Origin of the sequence: Streptomyces sp. NPDC005784 (assembly GCF_042871525.1) — a bacterium.
In the GTDB taxonomy this organism is placed as follows: domain Bacteria; phylum Actinomycetota; class Actinomycetes; order Streptomycetales; family Streptomycetaceae; genus Streptomyces.
In genome coordinates this window covers 7,717-21,104 of record NZ_JBIAIQ010000016.1, presented here as the reverse complement: position 1 = coordinate 21,104, position 13,388 = coordinate 7,717, and the positions used below count along the sequence as shown (strand labels likewise).

The following is a 13,388-nucleotide window of genomic DNA, read 5'->3' as shown; positions in this document are numbered from 1 at the left end:
CTCCGGCCCATCCCGCAGGCGCGGGCGCAAGATTCAGTCCCTCCGGCCCACCCCTCGGGCGCCGGGGCAGGATTCAGCTCCTCCGGCGTTTGAGGAGCGGGGTCTGGGGCGGAGCCCCGGGGACGATGGGGGTCCCCCTGGTCGAGCGAAGCCGAGACCTTGGGGTGGGTAGGGGCGGAGGGGGCGAAAGACGGTTATGGGGCGGGGCACCCGTGCCGAGGCTGCGGTGACGCCGGTTCCCGGCCCCGGGGAGAGGCCGCTACGAGGGGCGGCCGGTCCCCCGGGTCCCGGGGGAGAGTGGGGCGCTACGAGTGGCCGAGCTCGGCCGTGGACTCGTCCGGGGTCGCGGGTACCGAGCCCGAGTCGGGGGACGGACGCAGCGGGAACGGGTCCACCTGGGTCTCGTCGATCACCGGAAGCGGCGGCCGCGGAGGCTTCGGCATGACCGCGGCCTCGGAGTGCCCACCGCACCCGTACGCGAGGGACACCACACGCCCGTCCGCCGGCGAGAACTCATTCGCACAGACACCGAACGCCTGTCCGAGCGAGCCCCCGATGCGATTCAGGAAGCCACAGCTGACGCACGACGCGGGCGCGGCCTGCGCCATCGCCGTCTTGGGTCCGTACGACTCCTCCCAGCGGTCGGCCGCGACATGCAGCCCGTACCGGGAGAGCACGCGGGCCCGGCGGAGCCCCAATTCCTCGGCCACGGAGGCGATCGAGCCCCGGCGCGGGGCCATCGGCAGGTTCGCGGGCGTACCCGCGGTCAACTCCGCGTCCTCCGCCTCCACCAGCTCGGCCATGTCCTCGGAGACCGCGGAGTTCGGCGCGGGCTCGTCCTCGCCGGAGTAGCCCGGCTCCAGCCGGAGATCCTCGGCGTCCGTGGGCAGCAGGTCCCCGGGGCCCATGTCGCCGGGCCGGAGCCGCTCGCTCCACGGCACCCACTCCGGGGCCAGCAGCGAGTCCGTGCCGGGCAGCAGCACCGTCTCGTCGAGGGTGACGTTCTTCGCCCGGGAGGCGCGGGCCACGGTCGACGCCCAGCGCCAGCCGCGGTACCCGGGTTCCTTGCACTCGAAGTAGTGCGTGACAACGCGGTCCCCCTCGGAGACCAGTCCGAGGTGCTCGCCGACGATGCCGGGGTGGGCGGCTTCCTCGGCTGCCGCGCGGGCGAGGTCGACCGCCTCGGCGCACAGACGGTCTGGGGTGCGGCTTCGCGTTGTCGCTGCGCTCACAGGTATCGCTTCTCTCCTACGCCGTCTCACGGGTGCGCCATTCCTCCGGCGGGGGTGCGGACGGAGCGGACCGGTGGGCCGCGTCGACGTCCGCGCCCGATCGCACTCGGGCGCACCTACGCCATCCATTCTGCGGGATGGCCGAGAGGCGCGCGGCCGAGAACAATCGCCGCAGGCGCGTTACGCACGCTACCTTCTCCTGGCCCCTGGGCCCACACCGGCGGGCGTCTTCGGCGCTCCGCGCCGGGATCTTTGCCGCTCCGCGGCATGCGGAACCGGCTGCTCCGCGGCCCTTTCTCCGCCGCTCCGCGGCGATATCCCCGGCGCTCCGCGCCAAAAGTTTCCCACCCACACCCCAGTCTCGCTCCACCGAAAAGTGATCCACCCCGCGCAGCCCCGTCCCGCTCAGGCGAAAAAGGGCCGTAAAAAGTTGTCCGTCAGGGGCCGGCCCGGGTTGCTTCTTTGAAAAGGGGTCCGGCCGGGGGTCCGATCGTCCCCACACGCCCCCCCCACTCGGCCCCCATACGCGCGGTAACCGCACTACGCACCCCGAAGTCGGGGCACTATGACGGAGTGGCATCCGCAAGGTCGCCCCAGGGAGCAACCGGTATCGGTGGCGCCAAGGGGAGTAACCGGAGTGGCGGATCGGGCCGGGTGACCGGGTCCGTCCGTGCGGTGGGACGCGCCCTGCACTTCCCGGTGACACGGACGGCGCGCGGCATCCGCAAGGCGACCCACGCGCACGGAGCGGGCGAGTCGGGCCTCGGAAAACTGATCGAACTGCACGCGGTGAACGGCGCGGGCGACGTCATGATCACGGTGGCGCTGGCGTCCACCGTGTTCTTCTCCGTGCCGACCGACGAGGCCCGCGGCAGGGTCGCCCTCTACCTGGGCATCACGATGGCGCCCTTCGCCCTCCTCGCCCCCGTGATCGGCCCGCTGCTGGACCGTCTCCCGCACGGCCGGCGGGCCGCGATGGCGGGCTCGATGCTCGCGCGGGCGATGCTCGCGCTGATGCTGGCGGGGGCGGTCGTCAGCGGAACCTTCGAGCTGTATCCCGCCGCGCTCGGAGTGCTCGTCGCCTCCAAGGCGTACGGCGTGATCCGCAGTGCTGTCGTACCACGGCTCCTGCCACCCACGTTCTCCCTGGTCAAAGCCAACTCCCGGGTCACTCTGGGTGGGCTCCTGGCCACCGGTGTGGCCGGGCCGATCGCCGCCGTGCTCCAGTCGCTGGGGGCCCGCTATCCGCTCTACGGCGCCTTCACGATCTTCATCGGGGGCACGTTCCTGTCGTTCTCGCTGCCCCCCAAGGTCGACTCCGCCAAGGGCGAGGACAAGGCGCTGCTCGCCGCCGACGAGGACCATCTGCACGGCCCGCACCTGAAGAAACCCCCGCGCCCCGGACTGCGGACCGTGGGGACGGCCGTCACCCACGCGCTCGGCGCCAACTCCTCGCTGCGCTGTCTGTCCGGCTTCCTGATCTTCTTCCTCGCCTTCCTGCTGCGCGAGCACCCGCTCAGCGGCAAGAGCGCGGCGGTCTCGCTGGGCCTGGTGGTCGTCTCGGCGGGCGTGGGCAACGCGCTCGGAACGGCCGTCGGAGCCTGGCTGAAACAGCGGGCCCCGGAGATCATCATCGTGACGGTGGTGGCGTTCGTGCTGGCCGCCGCGATCTTGGCGGCGCTCTTCTTCGGCGCCCTGATGGTGGCGTGCCTCGCCGCGATCGCCGGGTTCGGGCAGGCCCTCGCCAAGCTGTCCCTGGACGCCCTGATCCAGCGCGACGTACCCGAACTTGTCCGGAGCTCGGCCTTCGCCCGGTCCGAGACACTGCTCCAGATGGCCTGGGTGCTCGGCGGAGCCATCGGCATCGCGATGCCGCTCAACGGCCCGCTCGGCCTCTCCGTGGCCGCCGGGATCGTCGCCGTCGGCTGGCTGACGACCGTACGGGGGCTGCTCTCCGTGGCCCGGCGCGGCGGATCGGCCCGGCAGCGGGTCTCCTGAGCCGCGCGGGGGCCACACACGGCACGCCGCACCCCACGTGGGGGCACGGGTGGGCGCGCCCGATAACCTTCGGCCATGACCTCCCTGCCCCGCGGCAGAGCCGCTAATGGACAACGCGCTGCGCGCCGTCGCCGCGCCGTCGCCACGGTCGGCGCCGTTTCCGCCGGACTCCTCGCCCTGTCCGCCTGTGACAAGCCGACACCCATGGCCACCGTCACGGTCGGCGACCACTCGGTGAGCTCCGAGGCCGACTGCTACAACGACGGCAACGCCGTGAAGACCGCGGACCTGACGAGCTGCCTGCGGTCCAAGGACATCAAGTCCATCGACGTCGACCCCGACGCGACCGTGCGGTTCGGCGTGGACCCGAAGATCGCCGACAACGGCTGGACGATCCTGATGAACGGGCAGCAGCTCCTGCCCGAAAGCACCAAGAAGACGTACCTGACCATTCCGGGCAGCGTGTTCTTCAACCAGCAGTACGGCGCCACCGGCAGCTCGACGCTCGTCTCCATCAAGGAGGGCGACAAGACAGTCAGCGGCCTGTGGTCGTTCAAGTTCAAGAAGGACTCGGACAACTGATCGCCGCCGGGCCGAAGGTGCTCGTGGCCACCGCCGTCTCCGCGGAGAGGCAAGCGGTGGCCGCTGCCTCGTCCGGCACGGCGCACGAGATACGGCTTCCGGGGGCGACGCTCCACCGGCTCGGTGGGTGCGATCTGCTCGCCGCCGGTGTCGGCCCCGCCCTGGCCGCCGCCTCCGTGTCCGCCGCGCTCACCGCCGCGGCCCTCGAAGGCACGCCCTACGACCTCGTCGTCTGCGCGGGCATCGCCGGCGGCTTCCAGCCCGGCGCGCCCGTGGGATCGCTCGTGGTCGCCGACGACATCGTCGCGGCGGACCTGGGCGCGGAGGCTCCGGAGGGGTTCCTGCCGGTCACCGAGCTGGGCTTCGGAACCGTCAGCCATCGGCCACCGGAATCACTCGTACGAGAGATCGCGGCCGCCATCGGTGGACGCGTCGGAACGGTCCTCACGGTGTCGACCGTGACCGGCAGCGCCGCACGCGCCGCCGAACTGCGCGCCCGGCATCCACGGGCCCTCGCCGAGGCGATGGAGGGGTTCGGGGTCGCCGAGGCGGCCGGCGCGCACGGCGTGCCGGTACTGGAGATCCGCGCGGTGTCCAATCCCGTCGGCCCGCGGGACCGCGCCGCGTGGCGAGTCGGCGACGCCCTCGCGGCCCTCACCGAGGCCTTCGGGAAGCTGGGGCCCCTCCTGGAGAGTTGGAACCCGCATGAGCGCACCCACTGAATCCGCCGAAGCCCTGCGGATCGCCTATTCACCCTGCCCCAACGACACCTTCGTCTTCGACGCCTGGGCGCACGGCCGCGTCCCCGGCGCGCCCGTGCTGGACGTGACGTTCGCGGACATCGACATCACCAACGGCATGGCCGAGCGCGGCGAGTTCGACGTGCTGAAGGTGTCGTACGCCGTACTGCCGTACGTCCTCGAGAGCTACGCGCTGCTGCCGTGCGGCGGCGCGCTGGGGCGCGGCTGCGGACCGCTCGTGCTGACCCGGGAGGCGGGTACCGACCTGGCGGGCCGCACCGTGGCCGTGCCCAGCGAGCGGTCGACGGCGTATCTGCTGTTCCGGCTGTGGGCGGCGGAAACGGTTCCCGGCGGGGTCGGCGAGATCGTGGTCATGCCGTTCCACGAGATCATGCCGGCCGTGCGGGACGGGAAGGTCGACGCGGGGCTCGTCATCCACGAGGCGCGTTTCACGTACCAGAACTACGGGCTGCACAAGCTCGCCGACCTGGGCGAGCACTGGGAGCACACCACCGGGCTGCCGATCCCGCTGGGCGCGATCATCGCCAAGCGGTCGCTGGGGGCGGAGCGGCTGCGGACGCTCGCCGACGCCGCCCGCGCCTCGGTCCGCGCCGCCTGGGACGATCCCGAGGCCTCCCGCGGCTACGTACTGGAACACGCCCAGGAAATGGATCCGAGCGTCGCGGACCAGCACATCGGCCTGTACGTCAACGAGTTCACGGCCGATCTGGGCGACGACGGATACGCGGCGGTCCGCGGACTGCTCACGCGCGCGGCGGCCGAGGGACTGGTGCCGCCCCTCGGCCCGAACGCGCTGGACTTCCCCTGATTTCCCTCCCGGACCGTTCCGAGTTCTCCTCGGCCCCGGCCGGGGGTCACTGACGGACGGTCATACGTCGAGCTGGTCGGCGACCGCGCGCAGCAGGCCCGCGATCTTCTTGCCGGAGGCCTTGTCGGGGTAGCGGCCCTGCTCCAGGGGAGGCGTGATGTTCTCGAGGAGGGTCGTCAGGTCCTGGACGATGGAGGCCAGTTCGTCCGGCTTGCGGCGCTGGGCCGCCGCGACCGAGGGGGCCGGCTCCAGAAGGGTCACCGAGAGCGCCTGATCGCCGCGCTGACCGGCGACGACGCCGAACTCGACACGCTGGCCGGGCTTGAGGGCGTCTACTCCGGCGGGCAGGACCGAGGAATGGACGAAGACGTCGCCGCCGTCGTCACGGGAGAGAAAGCCGAAGCCCTTCTCAGTATTGAACCACTTGACTTTGCCGGTGGGCACGTCTGTCCTCGTCCTCGTACTCGTCGGAAACTTCTCGGGGAACGACTCGGGTGGTTGCAGGGGCAACTTCCCGTAAAACGCCTCTGGATAGCACTACAGCGGGTCAGCCGACCCGCCGGTACCAAGGCTAATGGTCCGTCGGCTCGTGACAAGACGTCGCTGGATTGTTCCTTCGCGCAGGGAACTACCCTGGTCGGGTGCGTGACAAAACCCAAGCGAATTCCCCCGAAGCCGGTGACCGGCTGATCCGTGCCGGTGCCATCGTGTTCTTCATCGGAGCGTTGGCCACACTGGTCACCGTGGCACCGCTGTTGCTCGGTACGAAACCTTTTCCGTTCTACATGTTCGGCTTGAGCATGCTCATGGGCGTCGGCTTCCTGCTGGCCGCGGCCGGCGTGCTCCAGTCCGCCGCGCAGGGACGCCGCCGGGCGCGCGCCGCCCGTTCCTGACGGCGGCCGTTCCCGAGCCGTATCCCGACCCGTTCCCGACAGCGGTCGTTCCGGCGGACCGGTGTCGGCTCCGCTGTGCCCTCAGCGCTCTCAGCGCCGTCAGCGGTAGTTCTCCAGCCATGCCGGGAACTCCGTGAGATCGCCGAGGACGACATCCGCGCCCGCCGCGCGCAGTTCCTCGGCGTCGCACGGTCCGGTCGCCACGGCCACGGCGTACGCCCGCGCCGTGTGCGCGCCGCGTACGTCGCCGGTGTGGTCGCCGACGTAGACGCTCGCGCCGTGCTCGCGCAGCGCCACGGCCTTCTGCTCGGCCCACAGGTTGCCGACGAGTTCGTCCGCGTCGATGCCCAGGTGGTCCAGGTGCAGCCTGGCGTTGGGCTCCCACTTCGCGGTGACGACGACCGTGCGCCCGCCCGTCGCCCGCACCGCCGCGACGGCCTCGCGCGCACCGGGCATCGCCAGCGTGCCGGTGATCGCGTACGTGGGGTACATCCCGCGGTAGAGGTCGGCCATCGCCCGGACCTCCTCGGCCGGGAACCAGTTGGCGAGTTCTTCCTCCAGCGGCGGACCGAGCCGCGTGACCACGAGATCCGAGTCGATGTACGTCCCGGTGCGCGCCGATATCGCCTCGTAACAGGCGTGGATCCCGGGGCGGGAGTCGATGAGGGTCATGTCGAGGTCGAAGCCGACGGTCAGCGCGGGGGACGTCATACGGGCCATTGTGCCCGGGCCGCCGGGCACCCGGTCCAGAGCTTTTCCGGAACGCCGATCCGGCGCCACTCCGGGAAGGCCGGTCCGGTCCCACTTCGGAAGCGCCGGTCCCATGCCGCCTCCGGGAACGCCGATCCGGTCCCACTTCGGAAGCGCCGGTCCCATGCCGCCTCCGGGAACGCCGATCCGGTCCCGCTTCGGGAACGCCGGTCCGGTGCCGCTCACCGGGGCCGGGGCGGTCCAGTGCGGTCCCGGCAGGGCGGGCGCGGTCCCGGAGGGCGGCGGCAGCGCGGGGCGTCAGCGGCCTCGCTGGGAGCGCCAGACCAGGTACAGGGCCGAGGTGACCGCCGCGCCGCGGACCACCCAGGGCCAGGTCTGGGTCATCGCGTCGTTCATGTGGCCCTGGGCGATGGGGGTGCCCCAGCGGCCGTTCGTACGGCCCCAGAGCCAGACGATGCCGGCCGTGGCGGACAGTCCCGGCAGCACGAGGACGGCCCACTTCGATTCGGCGGGGCTCAGCCGGCGGGAGCCGTAGGCGATCAGCCAGCCGAGGCCGAGCGCGAACCAGTTGCCGAGGACGGCGCCCGCGACGAGAAGGGCGGCGGCGAGCAGGAGCAGGGGGTTGGTGTAGCCGCTCAGACGCGGGAGGCGGCGGGGGAAGCGGCGCCTGACGGCGGCCTCGGCAGCCGGCTCGTCCTCGGGACCCGGTGCCGCTGTCTCCTTGGCCGGGTTCGCCGCCTCCTCGGCTTCGCGGTCCTTGTCCCCCGGGGGCGGCCTGAGCAGGTCGGGGATCTCCACGCCGCCGACGAACCCCGGAACGCTGTCGCCGAGCCCGAAGGGACTGTCGGTCGCGCGCCACCAGTCGGGCCGGTTCGCGCTGTCGCCCAGTTCGTGGGCGCTCGCCAGGTGGGGCGGGGACGGTGTGTCGGCCCCGGCGTTCTCGGCGGGCCGCTCCTGCGCGGGGCGCGGGCGGGGGACGACGCGGCGCAGTCCCTTGGGGCGCTCCTCCGGTTCGGCGGCGGCGCGCTGGGCGGGCACGGCGGCCCAGGTCCGCGTACCGGCTCCGGTGCCGCTGCCGTCGGTGCCCCGCCCGGCCGCCGCGACGATCTCGTCGGGGCTGCCGAGGCGGTCGAGGATCCGGCGGACGGCGGCGGGACTGTCGACGGTGGTCTTGGCCCGGCGGCGGTCGATCTCGCCCCGCAGCTCCGAGACCAGGCGCATCCGGGTGGCCGACGGCAACTGCCGCTGCTGGGCCAGGTCGCCGACCCGGCTCAGATAGTCGAAGACCAGCTGGTCGCTCTCGATCCCCACGAAGTCCCCTCCGGGGCCGGTGCGTTGGATACCCCGCGGTGACGAAGGTACCGGTTTTTCCGTGCGCGGGAGCGCCTCGCCCGGGGCTCGGGCAGCCGTACGACCGTCCCCGGGCCGCCCGGGCCGCGCGGCCCGGGGAACGCTCCACGGGCCGGGGGCCGGGCCCGGGGAGCGTGCCACCCGCTACCGTTGACAGGATGAGCCCCGAGACGACCGCCCCGCGGTCCCTGGCGGAAGCCCTCCGCGCGCGGGACGACGCCTCCCTGTCCGCCCTTCTGCGGTCCCGGCCGGACCTGATCACCCCCGTCCCCACGGATCTCACCCAGCTGGCCACCCGGGCCGGCACCCGGGCATCGGTCGTCCGTGCCCTGGAGCGTCTGGACCGTTTCACGCTGCAGACGGCGGAGGCCCTGGCGGTGGCGCCGGAACCGGCGACGTACGACGAACTGCTCGGGCTGCTGGCGGGCGACGACGGCGACCCCACGGTCACGGCGGCCTTCCCGCACGCGCTCGGGACGCTCCGCGAGCAGGCGCTCCTGTGGGGTGGCGACGACCGCCTGCGGCTTGTACGGACGGCACGTGAGCTGCTCGCGCCGTCGCCGCAGCACCCGTCCCCGACGGGGCTCGGGCCGACGGTCGGCGAGGCCACGGCGGGCATGTCTCCGGGGCGCATCCAGGAGATCGTGGCCGCGGCGGGACTGACGTCCACCCATGACTCCGTGTCGGCGGTGGCGTCGCTGAGTGCCCTGTTCAGCGACCGGAGCCGGATGTCGTCGCTGCTCGACGAGGCTCCCGCCGAGGCGGTGGAGGTGCTGTCCCGGCTGGTGTGGGGGCCGCCGTACGGGCAGGTGACGGCCGAACCCGCGGCGCATCTGCGCTGGCTGATCGGGCGGGGGCTGCTGCTGCCGACGGGTCCTGGCACGGTCGTTCTGCCCCGGGAGGTCGCCCTGCATCTGCGGGCGGGCCGCGCGCACCGGGTCACGGAGCCGGTCGCGCCCGCGGTCGAGGCCGCGAAGCCCCACCGTCCACAGGTTGTGGACGCCGCCGCGGCCGGCCAGGCGTACACGACGCTGGCGACCGTCGAGGAGCTGCTGAAGGACTGGCACGAGGGCGGTCCCGCGGTGCTGCGCGCAGGCGGGCTGAGTGTGCGGGACCTGAAGCGGACGGCGGTGGCGCTCGACGTCTCCGAGCCGATCGCCGCGTTCTGGGTGGAACTCGCCTACGGGGCGGGCCTGCTGGCGACGGACGGCGAGGCGGAGGAACGGTACGCGGCGACGCCGGCCTACGACGCGTGGCTGGAGCTGCCCGCCGCGGAGCGCTGGGCGCGGCTCGCCTCGGCGTGGCTCGCGGCGACCCGCACGGCGGGTCTGGTCGGCGGCCGGGACGCGAAGGACCGTACGCTCTCGGCGCTCGGCCCCGGCCTCGACCGTTCCGCGGCGCCCGAGGTCCGCCACCGCGTCCTCGCCCTCCTCGCCGAGCTTCCCGAGGGCGCCTCGCCCGCCACGGACTCCCTCCTCGCCCGGCTGTACTGGGAACGGCCCTCGCGCAGTGCCCGGCCCGCGCCGGACGACCTGCGCGCCCGGCTGGCCCACTGGACGCTGGCCGAGTCGGAGCTGCTCGGGGTGACCGGCCGGGGCGCGCTGTCCGCGCAGGGGCGGGCCCTGCTGGGTCTGCCGTCGACGGCGGGCACGGAGGGGGCGGAGCCGTCCGGCCCGGGTGACAAGCTGCCCGCCCACAAGCGGCACCACCCCGTGACCGCCCCCGTGCCGCACTCCCCCGCCGAGCGGGCCGCGGCGACGGTCCGGGCCGCGGGGCTCCTGGCTCCGCTGCTGCCCGAGCCGCTCGACCACGTCCTGCTGCAGGCGGACCTGACGGCGGTGGCGCCCGGCCCGCTGGAGCGTCCGCTGGCCGACACGCTCGGGGTGCTCGCGGACATCGAGTCCAAGGGCGGGGCGACGGTCTACCGCTTCACTCCGGGCTCGGTGCGCCGCGCGCTCGACGCGGGCCGTTCGGCGTCCGACCTGCACGCCTTCCTCGCCGCCCACTCCCGTACGCCGGTCCCGCAGCCGCTCGCCTATCTGATCGACGACATGGCGCGCCGGCACGGCCATCTGCGGATCGGGGCGGCGTCGGCATACGTCCGCTGCGACGACGAGGCGGTACTCAACGAGATCCTCGCCGACAAGCGTTCGCAGGAGTTCGGGCTACGGCGGATCGCGCCGACGGTGCTGGCCGCGCAGAGCGACCCGGCGGGTCTCCTCACCGGCCTCAGGTCGATGGGCTTCGCGCCGGCCGCCGAGTCCGCGGAGGGTGACGTCCTGATCAGCCGGGCGCACGCCCGCCGCACCCCGCCGCGCACCGCCCCGGAGCCCGTCCCGGACGGCCCGCCGGTCCCCGACGCCACCCTCCTCGGCGCCGCGGTCCGCGCGATCCGGGCCGGTGACCTCGCCTCCACCGCCCCGCGCAAGGAGGACCCGGCCGCCGGCCGTCCCGTCGACGGCGGGCTGCCCCGCACCAGCTCCGCCGAGACCCTCGCGACCATGCAGGCCGCCGTCATGACGGGCGAGGCGGTGTGGATCGGCTACGTCAACGCCGAGGGCGCCGCCAGTCAGCGCGTCATCGCCCCCATCCGGGTCGAGGGCGGCTTCGTCACGGCGTACGACCACACGGCGGACGAGGTCCGCACCTATCCGCTGCACCGGGTCACCGGGGTCGCGGAGCTGGCCGACGACCAGCCGTGATCACCCGCCGGTAGGGCACACTGGACGTTTGGCCGAGCATCCGCGCCGGGTGCCGCCACGCAGAAAGGGACGCGTGTGAACGGACCGCTCATCGTCCAGTCCGACAAAACACTTCTGCTCGAAGTCGATCATGAGCTGGCCGATGCCTGCCGCCGGGTCATCGCCCCCTTCGCCGAGCTGGAGCGGGCGCCCGAGCACATCCACACCTACCGGGTGACGCCGCTCGGCCTGTGGAACGCGCGGGCCGCCGGGCACGACGCCGAGCAGGTCGTGGACGCGCTGGTGGAGTTCAGCCGCTATCCGGTCCCGCACGCGCTGCTCGTGGACATCGCCGAGACGATGGACCGCTACGGCCGGCTCACGCTGAGCAAGCATCCGGCCCACGGACTCGTCCTCACCACCACCGACCGGCCCGTCCTCGAAGAGGTGCTGCGCTCCAAGCGGGTCGCACCGCTCGTCGGCAACCGCATCGACCCCGACACCGTGGTCGTGCACCCCTCCGAGCGTGGTCAGATCAAGCAGACCCTGCTGAAGCTGGGCTGGCCGGCCGAGGACCTCGCCGGGTACGTCGACGGTGAGGCGCACGCCATCGACCTCGACGAGGACGGCTGGGCGCTGCGGCCCTACCAGCGGCAGGCCGTGGAGAACTTCTGGCACGGCGGGTCCGGTGTGGTCGTGCTGCCCTGCGGCGCGGGCAAGACGCTCGTCGGGGCCGGTGCCATGGCGCAGGCCAAGGCGACCACCCTCATCCTCGTGACCAACACCGTCTCCGCCCGGCAGTGGAAGCACGAGCTGGTGAAGCGGACCTCGCTGACCGAGGAGGAGATCGGCGAGTACAGCGGCACGCGCAAGGAGATCCGCCCGGTCACCATCGCCACCTACCAGGTGCTGACGACCCGGCGGAAGGGCGTCTACCCGCACCTCGAACTCTTCGACTCCCGCGACTGGGGCCTCATCCTCTACGACGAGGTCCATCTGCTGCCCGCTCCGGTCTTCAAGTTCACCGCCGACCTCCAGGCCCGGCGCCGGCTGGGGCTGACCGCCACGCTGGTACGGGAGGACGGGCGCGAGTCGGACGTCTTCTCGCTCATCGGGCCCAAGCGGTTCGACGCGCCCTGGAAGGAGATCGAGGCGCAGGGTTACATCGCGCCGGCCGACTGTGTCGAGGTGCGGGTGAACCTCACCGACTCCGAGCGGATCTCGTACGCCACCGCCGAGGCCGAGGAGAAGTACCGCTTCTGCGCCACGACGGCGACCAAGCGGAAGGTGACCGAGGCGCTGGTCCGCAGGTTCGCGGGTCAGCAGATCCTTGTGATCGGCCAGTACATCGACCAGCTCGACGAGCTGGGCGAGCATCTGAACGCGCCCGTGATCAAGGGCGAGACCAGCAACGCCCAGCGGGAGAAGCTGTTCGACGCCTTCCGGCAGGGCGAGATCAGCGTGCTCGTCGTGTCGAAGGTCGCCAACTTCTCCATCGACCTGCCGGAGGCCACGGTGGCCATCCAGGTCTCGGGCACCTTCGGCTCCCGCCAGGAGGAGGCCCAGCGCCTGGGCCGCGTCCTGCGCCCCAAGGCCGACGGCCACCAGGCCCACTTCTACTCCGTGGTCGCCCGCGACACGATCGACCAGGACTTCGCTGCCCACCGCCAGCGCTTCCTGGCGGAACAGGGCTACGCCTACCGGATCATGGACGCCGACGAACTCCTGACCGACACGGAGTAGCCCCCCGGCGGGTGGCCGGCCCACAACCCCGCGCGGGGCGCGGTACAGGCCGTCCGGGGTGCCGCAGGACCGGCGCCCCGCACGACGTGAGCCGGGGGCCCGGTCGCTCCGGTGATCCCGGCGTACGGCTCACCGCCGGGAGGCGAAGGGACGGGCGCGGCGTTCCGTGCGAGCGTGCGGGGCACTGACGCGAGACCCCGTGCCGGGTCACCGCCCCTACGACCGGGATGCTGCCCAACCGCGCTGGGCGGACCTGCGGTCCAGCGAGGCTCGACCACACCGCCCCACGGGCGTGTGCGGGGCATCCGCGCGGAGCGCGAGGACAGGTCACCGGGGCACGGCGAGGTGCGCCCCACCGGCACTGGGCGGACCTACGGCCCAGCGAGGGCGAGGCTCGACCACACCGCCGCACGGGCGTGTGCGGGGCATCCGCGCGGAGCGCGAGGACAGGTCACCGGGGCACAGCAAGGTGCGCCCCACCGGCACTGGGCGGACCTACGGCCCAGCGAGGGCGAGGCTCGACCACACCGCCGCACGGGCGTGTGCGGGGCATCCGCGCGGAGCGCGAGGACAGGTCACCGGGGCACAGCAAGGTGCGCCCCACCGGCACTGGGCGGACCTACGGCCCA

General features: G+C 73.0%; 11 protein-coding genes. 7 read left to right on the top strand and 4 right to left on the bottom strand.

What is annotated here, in order from left to right:
• Positions 1–305 precede the first annotated feature (305 nt).
• The gene (locus ACFYR3_RS24245) at positions 306–1,232 is read right to left on the bottom strand and encodes a DUF3027 domain-containing protein (RefSeq protein WP_355841369.1); all 927 of its coding nucleotides are present in this window, start codon (positions 1,230–1,232) and stop codon (positions 306–308) included.
• Between the two features lie 573 nt (positions 1,233–1,805).
• On the opposite strand from ACFYR3_RS24245, the gene ACFYR3_RS24240 reads away from it, so the two are divergent.
• From ACFYR3_RS24240 to ACFYR3_RS24225, 4 genes are all read left to right on the top strand, one after another.
• Complete coding sequence (locus tag ACFYR3_RS24240; protein ID WP_355841367.1) at positions 1,806–3,230, top strand: MFS transporter; 1,425 nt, start codon at positions 1,806–1,808, stop codon at positions 3,228–3,230.
• Between the two features lie 75 nt (positions 3,231–3,305).
• Positions 3,306–3,812, top strand: a complete 507-nt coding sequence (locus ACFYR3_RS24235; protein ID WP_355841365.1) for a DUF2771 domain-containing protein — start codon at positions 3,306–3,308, stop codon at positions 3,810–3,812.
• A complete protein-coding gene (locus ACFYR3_RS24230) occupies positions 3,776–4,534 on the top strand; it encodes a futalosine hydrolase (RefSeq protein ID WP_356780456.1) in 759 nt (252 codons plus the stop codon). Before ACFYR3_RS24235 ends, ACFYR3_RS24230 begins: the two co-directional genes overlap by 37 nt.
• Entirely contained in the window at positions 4,518–5,381 is an 864-nt protein-coding gene (locus tag ACFYR3_RS24225) for a 1,4-dihydroxy-6-naphthoate synthase (RefSeq protein WP_389284712.1), read from the top strand. Before ACFYR3_RS24230 ends, ACFYR3_RS24225 begins: the two co-directional genes overlap by 17 nt.
• Positions 5,382–5,441: 60 nt before the next feature.
• Here the strand turns inward: ACFYR3_RS24225 and ACFYR3_RS24220 are convergent, their stop codons facing one another.
• On the bottom strand, positions 5,442–5,825 hold the full coding sequence (locus tag ACFYR3_RS24220; RefSeq protein ID WP_355841359.1) for a cold-shock protein: 384 nt from the start codon (positions 5,823–5,825) through the stop codon (positions 5,442–5,444).
• Positions 5,826–6,022: 197 nt separating this feature from the next.
• Between ACFYR3_RS24220 and ACFYR3_RS24215 the strand changes: the two genes are divergently transcribed.
• Positions 6,023–6,274, top strand: a complete 252-nt coding sequence (locus ACFYR3_RS24215) for a hypothetical protein (protein ID WP_037624209.1) — start codon at positions 6,023–6,025, stop codon at positions 6,272–6,274.
• Positions 6,275–6,373: 99 nt separating this feature from the next.
• Here the strand turns inward: ACFYR3_RS24215 and ACFYR3_RS24210 are convergent, their stop codons facing one another.
• Positions 6,374–6,994, bottom strand: coding sequence for a haloacid dehalogenase-like hydrolase (locus ACFYR3_RS24210; protein ID WP_355841447.1), 621 nt, complete (start codon positions 6,992–6,994; stop codon positions 6,374–6,376).
• 288 nt (positions 6,995–7,282) lie between these two features.
• Complete coding sequence (locus ACFYR3_RS24205; RefSeq protein ID WP_389284711.1) at positions 7,283–8,296, bottom strand: hypothetical protein; 1,014 nt, start codon at positions 8,294–8,296, stop codon at positions 7,283–7,285.
• A gap of 197 nt (positions 8,297–8,493) precedes the next feature.
• Between ACFYR3_RS24205 and ACFYR3_RS24200 the strand changes: the two genes are divergently transcribed.
• Positions 8,494–11,037 (top strand): helicase C-terminal domain-containing protein, encoded by a 2,544-nt coding sequence (locus ACFYR3_RS24200; protein ID WP_355841355.1) that lies wholly within the window; start codon positions 8,494–8,496, stop codon positions 11,035–11,037.
• A 75-nt stretch (positions 11,038–11,112) separates the two neighbouring features.
• A complete protein-coding gene (locus tag ACFYR3_RS24195) occupies positions 11,113–12,759 on the top strand; it encodes a DNA repair helicase XPB (protein WP_355841353.1) in 1,647 nt (548 codons plus the stop codon).
• Positions 12,760–13,388 lie beyond the last annotated feature (629 nt).

Excerpts from the sequence above, each read along its gene's own strand:
- ACFYR3_RS24225 (WP_389284712.1), top strand. The coding sequence starts at position 4,518 with ATGAGCGCACCCACTGAATCCGCCGAAGCCCTGCGGATCGCCTATTCA.
- ACFYR3_RS24200 (WP_355841355.1), top strand. The coding sequence starts at position 8,494 with ATGAGCCCCGAGACGACCGCCCCGCGGTCCCTGGCGGAAGCCCTCCGC.
- ACFYR3_RS24235 (WP_355841365.1), top strand. The coding sequence starts at position 3,306 with ATGACCTCCCTGCCCCGCGGCAGAGCCGCTAATGGACAACGCGCTGCG.
- ACFYR3_RS24210 (WP_355841447.1), bottom strand. The coding sequence starts at position 6,994 with ATGGCCCGTATGACGTCCCCCGCGCTGACCGTCGGCTTCGACCTCGAC.